This window comes from Klebsiella sp. RHBSTW-00215, from assembly GCF_014103785.1.
In the GTDB taxonomy this organism is placed as follows: domain Bacteria; phylum Pseudomonadota; class Gammaproteobacteria; order Enterobacterales; family Enterobacteriaceae; genus Klebsiella.
Map to the genome: position 1 here is coordinate 3,331,797 of NZ_JABXQS010000001.1, position 17,271 is coordinate 3,349,067.

At 42.3% G+C, this 17,271-nt stretch carries 16 protein-coding genes and 3 pseudogenes; 8 read left to right on the top strand and 11 right to left on the bottom strand.

Going from position 1 to position 17,271, the window contains the following annotated elements; translation table 11 throughout:
• Positions 1-9 precede the first annotated feature (9 nt).
• Complete coding sequence (locus HV127_RS15725) at positions 10-1,002, top strand: iron ABC transporter permease (protein ID WP_208431198.1); 993 nt, start codon at positions 10-12, stop codon at positions 1,000-1,002.
• Complete coding sequence (locus HV127_RS15730) at positions 999-1,766, top strand: heme ABC transporter ATP-binding protein (protein WP_142981151.1); 768 nt, start codon at positions 999-1,001, stop codon at positions 1,764-1,766. The genes HV127_RS15725 and HV127_RS15730 overlap by 4 nt, the downstream gene beginning before the upstream one ends.
• 940 nt (positions 1,767-2,706) lie before the next feature.
• Here HV127_RS15730 and HV127_RS15735 read toward each other — a convergent pair.
• Together HV127_RS15735 and HV127_RS15740 are read right to left on the bottom strand one after the other, a co-directional pair.
• Positions 2,707-2,850 (bottom strand): hypothetical protein, encoded by a 144-nt coding sequence (locus tag HV127_RS15735; RefSeq protein WP_182240897.1) that lies wholly within the window; start codon positions 2,848-2,850, stop codon positions 2,707-2,709.
• Positions 2,824-3,566 (bottom strand): annotated as a pseudogene (locus HV127_RS15740) (DDE-type integrase/transposase/recombinase); the annotation flags it as partial. The gene HV127_RS15735 and the pseudogene HV127_RS15740, both read right to left, overlap by 27 nt.
• Positions 3,567-4,236: 670 nt before the next feature.
• On the opposite strand from HV127_RS15740, the gene HV127_RS15745 reads away from it, so the two are divergent.
• Positions 4,237-4,818, top strand: coding sequence for a hypothetical protein (locus HV127_RS15745; RefSeq protein WP_182237167.1), 582 nt, complete (start codon positions 4,237-4,239; stop codon positions 4,816-4,818).
• Between the two features lie 134 nt (positions 4,819-4,952).
• Positions 4,953-5,858 carry a diguanylate cyclase gene (locus HV127_RS15750; RefSeq protein WP_182237169.1) on the top strand — a complete coding sequence of 302 codons (906 nt, stop codon included), beginning with the start codon at positions 4,953-4,955 and terminating at the stop codon, positions 5,856-5,858.
• Between the two features lie 2,149 nt (positions 5,859-8,007).
• Here the strand turns inward: HV127_RS15750 and HV127_RS31730 are convergent.
• Positions 8,008-8,379, bottom strand: a pseudogene (locus HV127_RS31730) (transposase); the annotation flags it as partial.
• A gap of 31 nt (positions 8,380-8,410) precedes the next feature.
• Here HV127_RS31730 and HV127_RS15765 point away from each other — a divergent pair.
• Both HV127_RS15765 and HV127_RS15770 read left to right on the top strand, forming a co-directional pair.
• Positions 8,411-8,659, top strand: a complete 249-nt coding sequence (locus HV127_RS15765) for a helix-turn-helix domain-containing protein (protein ID WP_182237174.1) — start codon at positions 8,411-8,413, stop codon at positions 8,657-8,659.
• A pseudogene (locus HV127_RS15770) lies at positions 8,637-9,797 on the top strand (site-specific integrase). The gene HV127_RS15765 and the pseudogene HV127_RS15770 overlap by 23 nt, the downstream one beginning before the upstream one ends.
• A gap of 170 nt (positions 9,798-9,967) precedes the next feature.
• Here the strand turns inward: HV127_RS15770 and HV127_RS15775 are convergent.
• The 8 genes from HV127_RS15775 to HV127_RS15810 all read right to left on the bottom strand — a co-directional run bounded on the left by HV127_RS15775 (position 9,968) and on the right by HV127_RS15810 (position 14,057).
• On the bottom strand, positions 9,968-10,813 hold the full coding sequence (locus HV127_RS15775) for a DUF4942 domain-containing protein (RefSeq protein ID WP_182237176.1): 846 nt from the start codon (positions 10,811-10,813) through the stop codon (positions 9,968-9,970).
• Between the two features lie 86 nt (positions 10,814-10,899).
• Positions 10,900-11,289 (bottom strand): TA system toxin CbtA family protein, encoded by a 390-nt coding sequence (locus HV127_RS15780; RefSeq protein ID WP_182237178.1) that lies wholly within the window; start codon positions 11,287-11,289, stop codon positions 10,900-10,902.
• 56 nt (positions 11,290-11,345) lie between these two features.
• Positions 11,346-11,705, bottom strand: a complete 360-nt coding sequence (locus HV127_RS15785) for a type IV toxin-antitoxin system YeeU family antitoxin (RefSeq protein ID WP_275944519.1) — start codon at positions 11,703-11,705, stop codon at positions 11,346-11,348.
• 24 nt (positions 11,706-11,729) lie between these two features.
• Entirely contained in the window at positions 11,730-11,951 is a 222-nt protein-coding gene (locus tag HV127_RS15790) for a DUF987 domain-containing protein (RefSeq protein WP_182237180.1), read from the bottom strand.
• Between the two features lie 13 nt (positions 11,952-11,964).
• Positions 11,965-12,444, bottom strand: a complete 480-nt coding sequence (gene radC, locus HV127_RS15795; protein ID WP_181218772.1) for a DNA repair protein RadC — start codon at positions 12,442-12,444, stop codon at positions 11,965-11,967.
• 11 nt (positions 12,445-12,455) lie between these two features.
• Positions 12,456-12,899 (bottom strand): antirestriction protein, encoded by a 444-nt coding sequence (locus tag HV127_RS15800; protein WP_182237182.1) that lies wholly within the window; start codon positions 12,897-12,899, stop codon positions 12,456-12,458.
• 79 nt (positions 12,900-12,978) lie between these two features.
• The gene (locus HV127_RS15805) at positions 12,979-13,227 is read right to left on the bottom strand and encodes a DUF905 domain-containing protein (RefSeq protein WP_182240684.1); all 249 of its coding nucleotides are present in this window, start codon (positions 13,225-13,227) and stop codon (positions 12,979-12,981) included.
• Positions 13,228-13,232: 5 nt separating this feature from the next.
• Positions 13,233-14,057, bottom strand: coding sequence for a DUF932 domain-containing protein (locus HV127_RS15810; RefSeq protein WP_182237184.1), 825 nt, complete (start codon positions 14,055-14,057; stop codon positions 13,233-13,235).
• Positions 14,058-14,597: 540 nt separating this feature from the next.
• Here HV127_RS15810 and HV127_RS15815 point away from each other — a divergent pair.
• Complete coding sequence (locus HV127_RS15815; protein ID WP_182237186.1) at positions 14,598-15,230, top strand: inovirus Gp2 family protein; 633 nt, start codon at positions 14,598-14,600, stop codon at positions 15,228-15,230.
• A 234-nt stretch (positions 15,231-15,464) separates the two neighbouring features.
• The gene (locus HV127_RS15820) at positions 15,465-16,922 is read left to right on the top strand and encodes a YfjI family protein (protein ID WP_080748438.1); all 1,458 of its coding nucleotides are present in this window, start codon (positions 15,465-15,467) and stop codon (positions 16,920-16,922) included.
• The last annotated feature ends 349 nt before the right edge of the window (positions 16,923-17,271 follow it).

Here is a 17,271-nt window from a genome sequence, read left to right on the forward strand (position 1 = left end):
GAGATTCGCGTGTTCAGGGATTCACACTCTTCCTTCAGCGTATTTATCGGCCTGTTGCTGATGCTTGCGGCCCTCATACTTGTGGGGGCCAGCCAGGGGGCGCTAAAAATCACCTTTGCCTCCTTGCTGGATGAGCAGTATCGCGATATCTGGCTCAATATTCGTCTGCCGCGCGTGCTGCTGGCTGTACTGGTGGGCGGCGCGCTGGCAACGGCTGGGGTCATTATGCAGGGATTATTCCGCAACCCAATGGCCGACCCTGGCCTGCTCGGTGTCAGCAGCGGCTCGGCGCTGATGGTCGGCGTGGCAATTATCTTCCCAATTTCTTTACCGGCAATTGTGATGCTGTATGAACAGATGATCTTTGCCGTCGCCGGTAGCCTGGTGGTCTGCGCAGTCATCTTTCTGATCAACATGCGCCAAAGCCACAGCGGTATGATGCAACTGTTGCTGGCAGGTATCGCTATCAACGCTCTATGTGGCGCGGCTATTGGCGTACTGAGCTACGTCGGCGATGAACAGCAACTGCGCCAATTGACACTCTGGATGATGGGCAGCCTGGGGCAAGCACAGTGGCCTACGCTGCTTGTTGCCGCCTCGTTTGCCCTCCCGGCTATAATCGCCACTGGCTGGCTCGCCAGCACGCTAAATCTCTTGCAACTGGGTGATGAAGAGGCTCACTACCTCGGCATCAACGTTAAACGTAAGCGCCAGCAGTTGCTGTTGCTCAGCTCGCTGCTCGTCGGTGCCGCCGTCTCGGTGAGCGGCGTTATTGGTTTCATCGGCCTGGTGGTCCCCCACCTGATCCGTATGAGCATCGGCGCTGACCACCGCTGGCTGCTGCCCTGTTCCACCCTCGCAGGTGCCTGCCTGCTGTTGGTTGCAGACACGCTGGCTCGCACGCTGGTACAGCCTGCTGAAATGCCGGTAGGTCTGTTGACCAGCCTGATCGGCGGCCCGTACTTTTTATGGCTTATTCTGCGAACACGGAGAGCGCTATGATTGATGCCCGGAACCTTACCTACAGCCTCAATGGGCGTCGCCTGACGAATAACGTCTCACTGACGCTGCCCGGCGGTGAAATCGTGGCGATTCTGGGGCCTAACGGCGCGGGCAAGTCAACCTTACTACGCCAGCTTACCGGCTATTTGCAACCGGACAGTGGTCACTGCTCACTGTTTGGGAGGCCATTAAACGGGTGGCCGACGGCGGAGCTAGCGAAGGTACGCGCGGTAATGCGGCAGAACTTTCATATGGCGTTTCCATTCACCGTTTTAGAGGTGATCCGCATGGGCCGCCACCCGCATTGTACCCGTAACTCTCGCGATGAGACTGAACATATTATGACGCTGTGCGGCTGCAGCGAATTGGCATCACGCGACTATCGCCACCTCTCCGGCGGCGAACAGCAGCGGGTGCAGCTGGCGCGGTTGCTGGTCCAGTTGTGGGATCCGGAACCGTCGCCAAAATGGCTGTTTCTGGACGAACCGACGTCGGCGCTGGATATTCACCATCAGCAGCATCTGTTCCGTCTGCTACGCCAACTGGTACAGGAACGACACTTTAACGTCTGTTGCGTGCTGCACGACCTTAACCTGGCCGCGCGCTACGCCGACCGAATCATCCTGCTGGAAAAAGGTCTGGTGATTCATAATGGAACCCCGCAGGAAGTACTGACTGAGCCCGTACTGAAAAGTCTCTACCAGACTGAAATTACTGTCACCAGCGCCCATGATTCAACACCTGTTATTCTGTTAGAAAAATGAATATTAAAGGGGCAAAGTTTGCAAATGTTCATAACTATTTAAAAATCGAATAAAAGTAAAAGAGACCAGTAAATTTTTCTCAGGCAAAGATAAAGTGCTATATCAAATTAGCGGTTATGCATTGAACTGATATTATTGCTCTGGCCTATGTAATTACAGCAATGAATTAATGATTGAAAATCTGTGGGATGATAATATTTGCGTTGCGATACTGTTTCTAATTGTATTTAATCCTGTAAATCCTAAATATTTTATAGTATTACAAAGTTAGGCTATAGAATATAATCAATCAGCCATCCGTTTGTTAATGCGGAAGGCTGACAATATTTTATATTTACTCGAACGTACCTCTGACACAGGACTTACCGTCGAAAACCATACATCTACCGCGAGCGCAAACTTTCTTAATATGTATTTTCGGTGTCAAAGCCAGGATATCTGCATTATAAAAAGCGAAGAGTTCTGGCATTATTACAGGTCTCATCAAGATGAGATACCAGTTATTCTGTTTACTGTAAATAATATTTTATTACTGCGATTGTGATTACATGTCATTAATGCAACACACGATATAATAGATACTAAAGATAAACTTGTAGAATGGATTCATCTTCAATTCAAATTTAAACTCATTTAAAGCGTAAGCCTGTAACACTGATTTCGATTTGAATGCCCTTATAATAATCACTGTCGATGCAAGAGAAAGTTGTGTGGAGAGATAATCAAATACAGTCATGTCCTTGCTTATTGCTAAACTAATATCTGATAATAACTAGCCAGATCCCCTAGCGATATCGAACCATAGTGGATAGTCTTTAGGACAAACTCACTTTTCATTTCCTCGGCTAATTTTGGCTGATTCAGAAATAGCCACATAATGGAATAAATACCACCAGTGACAACGGACAATAATACAAAGTTCATGACCTTAGTATCGATTTTATTTTTCAATAAATTTATATTGTTCATTATTAATTTTCCAACGGAAGGTTGAGATACCTTTTTTGGTTTCAATCAGAGCTTCACGAGGTCTGCATTTGCCATAATCACTGTCAGAAGAAACCGTATCTGGCCCGTTGTCCATCCGTATCTTCGGCGGATATCCTCGGTTTACCTCTATCCTGTCCAGCTCTCTCACAACCCGCTGCGCCGGGATCTTCAAGTCAATTTAGATCACCAGTGCTTTACGGTTAAACTCATCCATCACGTTGAAGATCCGGAAGCTTCTGCCACAGACCAGCGCAACATGCATAAAGTCTGTCGACCAACTCTGGTTTAGTGCCACAGGTGTTGCCAGTGGTTCCGGGTTACGCATAGGTAGAAGTTGATTTCCCTTACGACGAAAACTCATTTCAGGCAGTAGATCCGGTGAATGCGCTTATGGTTCCAGCTGTTGTCCTGCCTGCGCAGAAACTGAAAGAGCTTCTTAATACCATACCGCGGGTACGCTCTGCCAGCTCAGTTAATACCTGGATAAGCAGTTCATCACGCTCGTTATCAAGGCGATAGAAATACACTTTCCTGCTCAACAATAAAACCCTGCATACCTGGCGTATGCTCATCGAGAATATCTCTTTCTGATAGCTGACGAGTTCACGCTTTATCGCTGGTTTTAAAGTTTTTTTCGATGACATCTTTAAGTGCCCGACATTCAATCATGAGATCAGAAAACATTAGTTTCAGCAGATGGTTTTCTTCCTCGAGGTCTTTCATCTTTTTAAAATCATAAGCTTCGATACCACCATACTTTGTTTTCCAGTTGTAGTACAAGACTTCAGAGATACAGGCTTCACGCATGACGATCTCCTTAGGAGACATAATCAGTATGTCGGAAGCTCTCAAAAATTGAATAGACAGTTTTACCGGGAGGCTTACACATTTTTTCTTTAATGTTCAATTTTATTCTGCCTAAACTACATTTCCTTTCAAATATGTTCTATGAATAACGAAATACTAAGCGACATCACTTTTATACTAAATTCTTATATTAGCAATATTTTACTCAATTGTTCACGGACAAAAAATGAGTTTTCATATGAACTACAGGCATTGAGTTAAATCAAAACAACTTCAGACACAAAAAAAAATTTTTTTTGTATTTATGTAACAGATCAATATCAAAAGATAATTATCACATATTGAAAGGAGATTATTGAACTAAAAGTCATCGATAAAATTTAACTATTCAGACTATAAATAATTAGTTATAAATCATTTTGTAAAAACAGGAAAATTCACTTATAAAATTCAATAAGTTATAGATAATAACCATATATTCCATTAAATGGGATTTTTCTTCCATAAAAAAATCTTAAGTAAATACTAATAATTTCAAATTGGTTTAAACGATCAAAAAATTGCAATTGATATCCCAAAGCTATCACAGGCAACTAATCGATCGATAATAACGATTGTATTAAAAGTTTTTTTTAGGTTATTTTTTATTAAGATGGATTAAAGCGAGAATACCATGAGAAATATTTTCATTTCAGATAACATTTGGTTCCTCCAGGGAATTAAGGGCTTAGAGAAAGCTATTTCATGCAAACTTCACTTACTAGAAGCATATAGCTGTTGTTTAGATATAGATATCTCATCAAAAAATGATTTAGTTATCTTAAATATATCAAATAACAATCTTCGCCATAAAATATTAAATTATCACAAGCTTAATAAATGCAAATGTATAATTCTCACCAGCCATGAAAACACCAAAGAAGTGAGGGTAACTGAAAACTTCCCATGGATTATTTCAGATCGTATAAAGATTATGGATTTATTAATTATACTGAACAGAGCAAGCAATAAAAGGTTTAGTTTAAGAAATATCCACCCCTTAGAAAAAGAAATTTTCACAAAATTAAATGAAGGTTTCCCAATAAAAGAACTTGCAGAATCATTAGGCGTAACCTCAAAGTACATTTATTCACTTAAAATAATATTACTGAGAAATTGCGGTTTCCAAAATATACATCCAGGCGCAGTACTTCTTTACAAAGACATTATGGACTGGAGGGCGAAAAATAGTGAAAGAATCACAAAAATAATTTAAAGATATTCTAAGAGCGTACAAAAATAAAGTTAAGAATCTCTTTGACTTCAGATTATAAATTTCTTTCAGCGTACTTATTTAGAATTCTTGGTCAAACCAGGAATTAAAAGCGTTTATCTTATGGATGAAAATAGATGAAATTATTGAGATGTGTAGATTTTGATAAAGTTGATTCACATATTATGGAGCTTAGCAAAGCAACAGAAAGTCATTTTAGATGGTTAGTACATATTATAGAATGCATTGCTAGGGACGAATTTATCTCAGCAGACATATTTAATAAAGAATCATATAAATATTGTAGTTTCGGACGATGGTTGAAATCCTTTTTTACGTCTGAGCATCAAGACTACAATTATCTTCAAAGCATCAATGATAGCCATATAAAACTACACCAAACATGCAGGACATTATTACTCACGATTAAACAAGAAAGAAACCGAGACACATTATTATTAAATTTTGAAAATTCTCTTTTGGAATTTATAGGGAAACTTGATAAATACAAAGAGCATTTATTAAAATTGCGTTCCTCATATGATTTTTTGACAGGGCTTCCTTCACGCAAACTTCTTGATGAGTATTTCACTGGGTCCAGATATAAAAAAAATGATGAAATCACTTATCTTCTACTGTTGGATATTGATTACTTCAAGATGATAAACGACAGTTACGGTCATTTAGCTGGTGATTTAGTTTTGAAATACTTTGCCAAACACTTAAGAAGCTTGATTAGAAATACAGACATGGTTTTCCGGTATGGAGGTGAAGAATTTATAATACTTCTTAATGTAATTTCAGATAAAAAGGCTTGTTATGCTGCTGAGCGTATACGTAAGAAAATTATCAATTTAGATTTTCATTTTAAAGATGAAATAATTAATATCACATTTACCGCTGGACTTGTAAAAGTCTTGCCAATGGAGGCTTTGGAAGAATCGATTAGAAAAGCTGACCAAGCTCTCTATGAAGGGAAATCCTCTGGAAGAAACTGCACTATGTTTTTAAGTGGTAATGGCAGGATTTCAAAAATAAGATAATCAACTTTAAAATAAAATAACTGAACTCACTATGCCTTTTTAATTAAAAAACATTACACAAATCATATCCAAATAATTATATTACTGGCACACTTGACTTTCTAACCAAGATTCTAAGATTAATATCTTTCATATAAATATGCAAGAGCTATATATAAGCATCTATAGATCATGGTTTGTATTAACGCTTTAGCTTTCTAATATGAAATTCATAATAAAATATTATGGTGTTTTTTTTAAATTGACTGTATCTGAAGTTATCTATCAACCAACTTATGTAAAAGCAAAACTTGAAGGTAAATCACATCTGAATTATTTATTAAAATTTTAAATTTTTAGCTATATGCATATAAAATAAGCAGGACTCATGTGCATTTTTTAATTATACATACTCCCTCATTTCCTAAACACAACAAAATAATTACCGCACAGCATCTTTCTTATTACCATGGCTGAGAGTTTGAAATTGTAACATTAGCATAGAAATCATTACTAATAACTATTTACATTTGGATATTTTAGTTGCTTAACAGAACTCACAATAATGACAAATAGATTACAAAGGTAGTATAGGATTAATCGCAACCTTAATGAAAAAAATTTAATTAGTGAATGCACGTCAAGAAAAAACCTGTATTTCTACGTATTAATCTTTATCCTAAATCTATCTTAGTAACTATCCAGGCGCGTCTTATGAGACGACTATTTTTTCTCTGGGGGATAAGGAAGCACTCTGCTTTGACATACTTCTCTCCTTGCTCAGTAAGATACTCCAATAAATCAATTGCCCTACGCATACTGATATTAAAATTTGTACAAACATCATTAACAGTCACCGGCTTCTTTTGACACAATGCCCAGTATGCAATAATTATATAAAGGGGGGCCTCCTCAAAAATGGTTCCGATAACTTCTGCTGGGACTTTATAGGGTTGTGGCTTTCGAGAACACTTCCATTTTTTCATGATTTATACTCTGACATATTAATACAAGATGGAAATTTAAACTGTATTACAAAAATGAAAATGATATTAACACCATATCATTAATCTCACTCAATTATAAATACTAATGATCACAAGTACCTTGTACAAAATCAATTTATGCATCATCAGTTTTAAAAACCCCTCATAATCTTTAAAGCCTTAAGAAACTTCACGCAATAAACCTCATAAAGAATCATATTCAATCAATAAATCTGCATCTTAAACATCAAATATTTGATATTAAAACCCCACCAACTAACCTTGAATTATTTAAAATCCACTAGATTAACAGATTTCAATTTATTGGCATACAATCATTCACTTTGCATTCAAACGTATACATTATAATTTTTATTTAAACACCCTCCCCACATATAAAATTAAACGTTAAAGCTCACAACCCAGTGATTCATACTTAAAGTTTACGAGATGAAGGCTTCTTGCCCCCTCTTCAATTCAAGATAAAATTAATTTTGTATTTTTCTGAGCCCCACAAAAATAATTCATAATATCTTCAGCGATGATACCTTATTTTTTGCATGTAATAATATCGTTTACTTGATATTTCATACAGTAAAACAAATATAAAAAATTGAATTACTATCGTATACTCATATACATGAGTTCAATCGTTAGCATATATACTCATGATCATATTTATTTATAATGCATCACTATTTAATTTATTGAATTCACCATGTAACCTCAACATAGCCGCTCACTTTTATACATAACCTCTATTATCTCAAAACGTTCACACTTAAACTGAAGATATACCTCAATTACAATTAAAACTTATCTTACCTGAACATTAAATATATTTTCGAATCTACAAATCAATGAGTAAATGAAGATAGACTGACAATTTTTTTTGATATATTATGAACCCCTCTTTGATAAAATAACGTATCACGCCACCTTCTTGATATTAAAACCCCACTTAACAAATCCATTAATCAAGGACTAATTGAATTTATTTTAAATATGCTCAATCTATCTAAAATAACAACTCCAGGGCTTGTAGCCATTAACAAAAAGTTTCTTGCGCCAGGTTTTAGCGCTATTTTTAGAACAAGCTTAGTTATAAATCGCAGCTCCCATGTTTTACTTGGCGTCATGAATTCAATAATTCAATGCAAGGCGGCGCCCCTTAATTACATAACCTTCGATAAAACAGTGCGATTACGATAGGTATCACGATCGAATTGTGAACGTCCGTCCAGCGCCATTTTTTTATTATATTTTCGCAGGATAACTTCTTTATACCTTTAATTTCAAATCGTGACGTATTGCATGACGTGAGTACGGTTCATCAGCCAACACTCTTAACCACGACGTTTCATGCTGCCGCTCTAACGCTGAACACCAATGGCGTCCAGAAGACGCAATGCAAACTGGCTTTTATGAGCCTGACCCGAGCCTAACACAATGTTCAACAGGAGACCGTTTCCATCTGTCGCCAGATGGATTTTGGTGCCAAAACCACTTCGAGAGCGACCAAGGCTGTTATCTCAGACGATATCGGGATGTTTTTTGGACACCAGCCAATTGAGCGTCCGGATAACCATGGAATTACACAGCCTCACGCTCGATGAGGCCTGCGCATTTCTGCAAATATCCAGACCTACCGCCACTAACTGGATACGCTCAGGCCGCCTGCAAGCCACACGAAAAGACCCCACCAAACCAAAATCCCCTTTCCTCACTACTCGCCAGGCATGCATTGCGGCCCTCAACTCACCGCTGCATACTATCGACGTGAGCGCGGGTGATGCACATAAGAGGATCGCAAATGTCCATCTTCCGCAGCGGTGAAATATAGTACGCCTCGTACCCGCTCCCGGGCGGGAAGCGAATTAAGGAATCTCTTGGGACAGCGGACAAGCGGCAAGCACAGGAGTTGCACGACAAAAGAAAGGCCGAACTCTGGCGAGTAGACAGACTCGGTGACTTTCCTGATGTGACTTTTGAAGAATCTTGCTTGCGCTGGCTGGAAGAGAAAGCAGACAAAAAATCGGTCGATACTAATAAAGGCCGGATGGGATTCTGGCTTGAGCATTTTGAAGGAGTAAGGATAAAGGATATCACTGAGGCGAAGATTTACGCCGCGGTGAGCAGGATGCAAAACAGGAAAGCAAAGGAGATATGGCAGCAGAAAGTTGAATCTGCAAAGAGGAAGGGTAAGGAAGCGCCAGTATTTGAGCCCAAGCCGGTCACGACATCGACAAAGGTAAAGCATCTGGCGTTGATGAAAGCTATCCTGCGAGCCGCAGAGCGCGACTGGAAATGGCTGGAGAAAGCGCCAGTCATCAAGATACCGTCAGTGAGAAATAAGCGCGTTCGGTGGCTTGAGCATGAAGAGGCGAAAAGGCTGATTGATGAATGTCCGGAACCGCTAAAGTCGGTTGTTAAGTTTGCGCTGGCAACCGGCCTGCGTCGGTCGAACATCATCAATCTGGAATGGCAGCAAATCGACATGCAGCGTCGCGTTGCCTGGGTTAACCCGGAAGACAGCAAATCAAACCGCGCTATTGGCGTGGCGCTGAATGAGACTGCATGCAAGACGATACGTGTGCAGATAGGCAATCATAATAAATGGGTGTTCGTTCACACGAAAGCATGGCATCGACCGGATCGCTCATTAACGCCAGCGGTAAGGAAAATGCGAGTTGACGACAACCGGGCGTGGAACTCAGCATGCAAACGGGCAGGAATTGAAGACTTCCGATTTCATGACCTGAGACATACGTGGGCCAGTTGGTTAATTCAGTCGGGCGTTCTGCTTTCTGTACTTCAGGAAATGGGTGGATGGGAAAGCATCGAAATGGTCCGCCGATATGCTCACCTGGCACCTAATCATTTAACGGAGCATGCGCGGCAAATTGACTCTATTTTTGAGGAAGATGTTCCAAATATGTCCCACAAGGAAAAATCAGCAGTCGGAGGAAGTTGATAAGTAGTTGATTCTTAATGGTACCCTACAGGATTCGAATAGAAGCCTTGCAACCCTTGCTATAACTGGATATTTTTCTGTTCGAAAAACTCAGGAGCCCCCAATTAGGCCCCCAATCGTATTTCGCTGAAAAAACAAACGATTTCGAATCTGATGATTATAACTGTAAATCACTGTGCTGCCAGCATCCCCGGATAGTGCTTCGCTACGATGTTGTTCATCTTCTCTACCAGATCCATACGCTTAAACGAGATATGACCACTACCCTTTTGGAAAAGGCGAATAGTGAAGAGATCATCTCCGAATACCTGCAGTCGTGGATTATCGCGAATGAAATCCATCAGTCGGATAGTCACATCGTGCCGGTTATCGGGAATGGTTTTACCATCCAGCAGGAACAACATGCGCTCCAGATCGGCTAACTGGTCACGCCGCCAGCCCCAGCTCAGGTTATAGCCCCATTTATCGTACTTCACCAGATTGTTAACGATAATCTTCTTGCCGAAGTAACAGGGGTTATTGGTTTTGTAATCCCAGCTTAATCCCCTGAACACATTGATGATGCCACGCTCGAAGACCTCCTGTTTGTTGAGATGAAGTTGCTCAAAGGTACTCAGGATATTCGCTTCGCTGATTGCTGGGAGATCGCCCTCTTCGAGGTTCTTAGCCCACTGGCTACGCGCCTCAGCATCCATCAATGTCAGCATCCCTGACTTCAACATCAGATCGCGCCAGATGCTGCAGTCGATATTGCGGGTGATGACTGGCATCGCTTTATCTACAGGTTGCACCAACCAGCAGTCGAAAGAATGGCCCTGCCGCATCACCCAATGATTAGCTACGTCGCCACCAATCCCGAGAGTAAGTTGGGAAACGTCATCAAGCTGACGAATTAGCGCCTCAATCCGTGTCAGTGCAGCATTACGGCCTGTGACAATACGTTCAATGCTGGTGGAGCAAATCACACCGGTGTGCCCGGTTAATACTTCGGGTTCATTAACATTTTGCGCGACCATTATTTCTCTCCTTTATAGTCAGAAAAACACCAGCCGGTCAGGGCTGGTATTGATGTACTTGCGGGATGCGGTTCGTTTCATCCACATCATTGCTTTTCTGAAGTGCTGGCCTGCGGATACTGTCCCCGGGTAATGGCTGTCACCTCTTTATACGTGCCACGGTTCATCAGCCCCGTAGCCTTTCTGGCCCGGAGGATATCAATCGCCGTAATAAACGGAGACTGCTCCCTGATGCTGAAGCCTGGACGGTCAGTGCGGACCAGTTCGTACTTCTCTACAATAAAATTCAGGGCATCGGCCAGCGAGATACCCGCGTCGATATGTTGCTGAATCACCTGTTCATCACTGAACGGCGTATCGCTAAGCGTGAGGCCATAATGGTGTTCCAGCAGGCAGGTCAGCAGAGTCTGCCAGACACCAGCGGGAGAGGGACGTGACGATGCCGCCCGCATTAAAGGGGATGATTTGGTTTGCATAAACGTTATCTCTTTACTGGGAAGATGTGTGCGCTGAAGGGCGAAGTATTACAGTGTTATGCCGTGGCGACGGGAGTGGGATAAATCGCGATATAAACGTAGCCGTGCGAACCGAGCGTATCGGCTTCGCAGGTCAGACCTTTTGCATACAGCGTAACGCGGTGCTTGTGCCGTGGATTCAGTTCACCGCTGGTGAGCATTAACTCCAGTTGTTTCATCAATACCGGGAAAGCCTGGTCAAGGTGGCGCAAATCCGCATCGCAGAACTGACCATCAAAGTTCGCACGGTCAGCCAGATAATGCAGGGAGTTTCCCTCCTGGACCAGACGGGCACCAAAACACGGGGAGACACTGCGCCTGAGCCCCCACCAGGGTTCGCTGATATCATGCGTTGTTATCGTGGTTTTCTTCGACAAAATGTAGTTCTCCTTAATCGTGAATTAATTCAGGCTTACGCTGCGTAATACGACATACGGGCCGTTGCAGTCCTGGCGGCGCTCAGCGAATACGGCCAGTACCCCGCTGATATCTTCCACCTCGCGACCGGCATAGTGGCAGATACTGCCGGACCACGCGTACTTCCCCGTACAGAAGCGAAATAACCGGGACCGGGGATGCTGGCGGTATATCGCCATTGCCTGACGCTTACTGATAATTTTCATTAATACTCCTCCCTTATAACCAGCCCCGTTCAGCAAACGAGACGATATCCATTCCGCCGATGACGAGGTGGTCCAGGAGACGCACACCCACAAGGTCCAGAGCGTTCTTCAGACGCTCTGTCACCCGTCTGTCAGCCTGACTGGGTTCGGCATGACCTGAAGGATGACAGTGAGCAACAATCACCGCTGCCGCATTGTATTTCAGGGAGGCTTTCACCACTTCCCGTGGATGGACTTCGGTATGGCTGATGGTGCCTTTGAACAGCGTTTCGTGCGTAATCAGCCGGTGCTGGTTATCCAGCAGCATCAGAACAAATGCCTCTCTTTCCTCCATGGTCAGCTGAAGCCGTAACCAGTCACGTACTGAGCTGCTGGAGGTAAACGATGCGCCGGGCTCACGTAACTGGCGCTCCAGCAGAGCCAGCGCCTCGCGAATGGTCTGTTGTGCTGATGACGTCAGTTCATATGCAAACAACGGTAACTGTTTTTCCATGGTGCAGTACCTCAGTCGATGATGTGCATAATGGCGTTGCACTCAGGGTGGTTCAGCGCATAGTCGCGCAGACGGTAATAGTGTTCCGTCATGGCATCGCACTCCGTGCGGCAGGCATGGTGGCTGTAAGCCATCAGACAGGCCGCAATACCCGCAGCTTCAGCGCTCATTTCAGCCCCGTTACCATTCAGGATATTGAACAGCGACCAGGGACCGTCACTCTCTTCCGGAGCCATGAAAGCGCCACCGTTGCTGAGAGTGTAAAAAGCCCAGACGCCACCGTTGTAATCCGCACACAACCGGTCCATCCAGGCAAAGATGCGGGGTTCGAGGGTTATCCACTGCGGGATACGACCAAAATGCTGAGGCCAGAAACGAAGGCGCTGTTCATCTTTAACAGATATGGCACAAAGAGTGTCTGTCGGAATGGTGTTATCCGTTAATGCGTTGTTCATGATTAATGACTCCGGAAATAAAAAAGCCAGCCGGTCAGGGCTGGCGGGAGAGGATGAGACTGAAGTCTGTTAAGACCGGTCAGGACCTGCGGATGCCATAACGTGCGATGTAGCGATTCAGCATCACTCCGGCTTCAGGTTCAAAGTTCCATGCCCGCCAGACCATCACACCTTCACAACGGATAACCAGGCGAAAATGCGTCCCCTGGTCGTCTTCAATGGCGATATTGTCATATTGCGCTGCGATGGTTGATGCCTGCTCACGCGTAAACGGGCCGGAGGGAAGGTGTGGGTGAGTTTCTGTGTTCACGGGTATGTTTCTCCGCATCGAAGTCATGCCTGCCCCAGCAGTTCGAGCATATTCTCTGCCATCACCCACAGCGCACGGTTAAGCTTCACATCGCCGTCGATACCGTTCACAGCACGGGTACGGTTGCTTCGCCCCTGCGCGGTACGCCCCGCCAGCCCTCCCTTCATCAGATTCTCCTGCACCCGCTGATATACGGTCCAGAGGTCGTTGTTACGGTCTTCGTAACGACGCGGCGTCAGTATCTGAGCAGTAGTGACGGGCTGGTGGTCGTCTCCAAAACGATAGTGCAGAGCAGCTCTCGCCATCGCCTGCTGCGCTGGTGGCGGTAACAGAGCCGACTGCATGGCATCACGTCTCTCTTCCACCCGGTCGAATATCCCCAGTACCTCATAAGCCCCTTCAATAACTTTCTCCACCACATTCCCTTTATGCGGCACCCGCACTTCACCGAATGACTGCCCACAGACCAGCCCGTTGGTACAGACACCACGAAACAATCCCGGCAGCATCTGATAGCTGGATGAGCCATCATGTGAATTGAGGAGGATAATTTCGGGAACCTGATGCCCGGTAAGTTGCCCGGTACGACGCAGGCGCAACATATGTTTGGTGTGCTCCCGTCGGCCCTGGTCACGTACGCGGGTCTGGCAGGCAAAGAAAGGCTCAAAACCTTCCCGCTGCAGATTCTCAAGAATAGTGATGGTCGGTATCCAGGTATATCGGTCACTGCGGGATTCGTGTTTATTCTCACTAAAAACACTGGGGACGTAATGCATTAATTCTTCACGGGTTAACGGGCGGTCACGCCGTACCTGATTTACCCGTCCAAAACGACTGGCTAGTTTCATGATGAGTTCCTTAATTTATCTGTTTGCACCAAACCGCTTAATCTCCAAAGAATAGATATATGCTTCGAGGAATAACGGATTCTCACCAAAGTAATATAGGTTCAAATTCATCCATAATTTAATAAAAAAAGCCCAAACATTATATGTGATAACTCCAGAGCAATTTGATGACTAAAAAGGTATAAAAATCACAAACATCTTTAATTCCTTCCTTTATTGCAATTTCAACCCCAGACTAAAGAACAGTGGCGTTTGTCTATGTATGCATATAGATTTGTATATAGGTTATATGATACATATCGACACATATAAACCAATACCTGTAGATTAATAAACATGAGAACATATGTAATTCAATACATTGAAACCAACAAACATTCCATCATTAATACAACAATGTTCATGCATATAACTCGGCAAGTAAACATATACCGCATGCATAATGCATATGAACAATACAAGCGTAGATCAAGTAATTCAATTAAATAATCAGCTCTACTACGACTAATACTTACGAAATATAAAAAGGAAATAAATAGTATGTACGAATATATCACCTCTCACGGAAAATTGAATCAATACCATTTAAAGAAAATAGAACAGACTATTGATAAAGCATTGAGTGAACACCCAAGAGTATTGGCTGTAAGAGTAGATTTACATACTCCGGTTCTCCAGCCATTAAATGACATGCCTGATGAGGCTAATTTTGCAAGGACAGATTCATCAGTAATATCCCGCTTTACGGATTCTCTGAAAGCAAAAATTTCACATCATCTTAACAAACGGGAGAAAGAGGGAAAGCGAGTTCGTAAGACATCATTACGCGTTGTCTGGGCCAGAGAGTTTGTACCTGATTCACATAAAAAACATTATCACGTATTACTTTTACTCAACGGGGACACTTTCAATACACTGGGAGCGTACGATAGTAAAAAAGGTACACTCCTCCGCCTTATACGTGAGTCATGGATGAGTGCTGTCAGTTTCATATACCCCCCCGATAAAGAGTTAGTCCACACGCCCAGGAATCCTTGTTATTACCTGAATGCAAAAGACGGTAAGCAAAGTGAGTCATATTGCTCTCTGATTTACCGGACAAGTTACTTTGCAAAAAAGAAAAGCAAATGCTTTACAGATGGTGAACGTAATTTTGGATGTAGCTTTAAATAATGGCATCACAAATCATCTATTTACCCATGAGTAAAACAGACCAGTACAGGGCTGTTCATGACTCATATCTGTACAGTATCAGGTAGCAAAACAATCCTGACTAAAAAATATCAATCCAAATAAAGCTAATTTGGCCTGATGGTTTTCTGGTGTATTCCAAATAGCAGCCAGGTAGCATATTCTCATTACCGGAAGGAGATATCCTTTAAATAAACCTGACATGAGAGATAAGATATGAGTGTTGGATGTTCGCTTAATGATAGAAATAACAATCCTGTAAATTTTTTTCCTCCCATTTTAAGAGATGCCGTGGAGGAGATAGAAAGAGAACTACAGGCTCCGGTAGAACTCATTGAAACAGTTGTTCTGGCTGCTGTATCACTGGCATGCCAGGGGGTAATAAAAATACAACATCCAGACGGGAGAGTGAGCCCTTGCCCAATGTATTACACCGTTATTGCTGACTCTGGAGAGAGAAAAAGTGCCGTATTTAAATTAGTCACACAACCATTTTTTGATTTTGAAAAGGAATCACGTCAAAAATATACGTTATTAATGCTGGATTACAATGCAGAACTTCAGTCATGGAAAAGTCAGGAGAAAGCACTATTGAAAGTGATTAGTAAAAAAACCGAGAAAGGAATTGATGTTGAATACGATACTCAGAGCATGAAAGAGCTTTACCGAAAAAAACCGCAACCACCCGCATTGCATAAGTTGATCTACAGTGATACGACACCAGAAGCGCTACAGCAGGGACTCTGCAGTCATGTGCCTTCATCGAGTCTTATGTCGGATGAGGCCGGTATTTTCTTCAAAGGACGTGCAAAGAATAACCTGGGATTTTTAAACCTTTTATGGGATGGAGCTCCGTTTGATATAGAACGAAAAAGTGGCAGATGTAGTATGGATGAATGTATGTTTACAATGTTATTAATGATTCAGTCCAGTGAGTTTAAAAAATATATCAAACTTCAGGGGGATTATGCAGTAGGCTCAGGGTTTCTGTCCCGTTTTATGATAACCGGAGTAACTTCAAAAAGAGGTCACCGCAGCTCTGTTAAGAATAACAGTAAAAGTAACACCATCAGGTTTCATGACAGAATAAAGGAACTACTGCTGCTTTCTGAAGAGAGGTACAAAAATAATGAAAAGCATAAATATCTATACTTATCCGAAGAGGCTCAGTCAGCACTCGGTTTAGTATATAAACATATTGAATCACGTATACTTAAAGACAGAGAGAAACATCCTGTTGTAGAAGGCATGTTGTCTAAGATGCCTGAAAATATTGTCAGACTGGCTGGGGTTTTTCATCTTTTTAGTGATGAGCACGGAAATGAAATATCTGAAAGAACCATTCAGGCAGGTGCGAAAACAGCGTATTTTTATTATCAACAGGCTCTTGATGCTATCTCATCATGCTCAGATTCAATAGAGCATAACGCTGATATATTGTACAAATGGTTATTAAAATACAAGGATCCTGATGTTAATTACCCTCAAATATTAAACACTCCCACCATTCTGAATAAAATGATAGTAAGGAGAAAAGGCCCATATGCTCTAAGAAACTCAAGAAAACTTAACGATGCGCTAGCTTATCTGGAAGAAGATGAGAAAATAAGAATTGAAAAAATTAAAAATAGTAATGGCAGCACCAGCGAAATAATACATATCCATCGTCATTGATGTCAACTGCACTGCTATCAGTTGCTACCAGTAGCAACTGATAGCAGTGATTAAGATATGTTGAATATTTCAAATGGAGTGGCAATAAATTGATATATATGATGTTTTTGAAAATATATAAAAACTTTTTTTATAAAAATATTATTTTCAGGGATGGTGTTCCAGGCGGGAAAAACATCAGTTATCACTGTCACCTCCGGACATTATCATATTAATTTTATACTATTCTAAGTTTGCAAAGAAAAATAATGCCCTTCCCTGGTCAAGTGTTAAGCACACTTGTGAATACATGAGATATGGAAGGGCATTGGAGGTGCAAAAAGTTATTTTTAACTCAATTAATTAACGC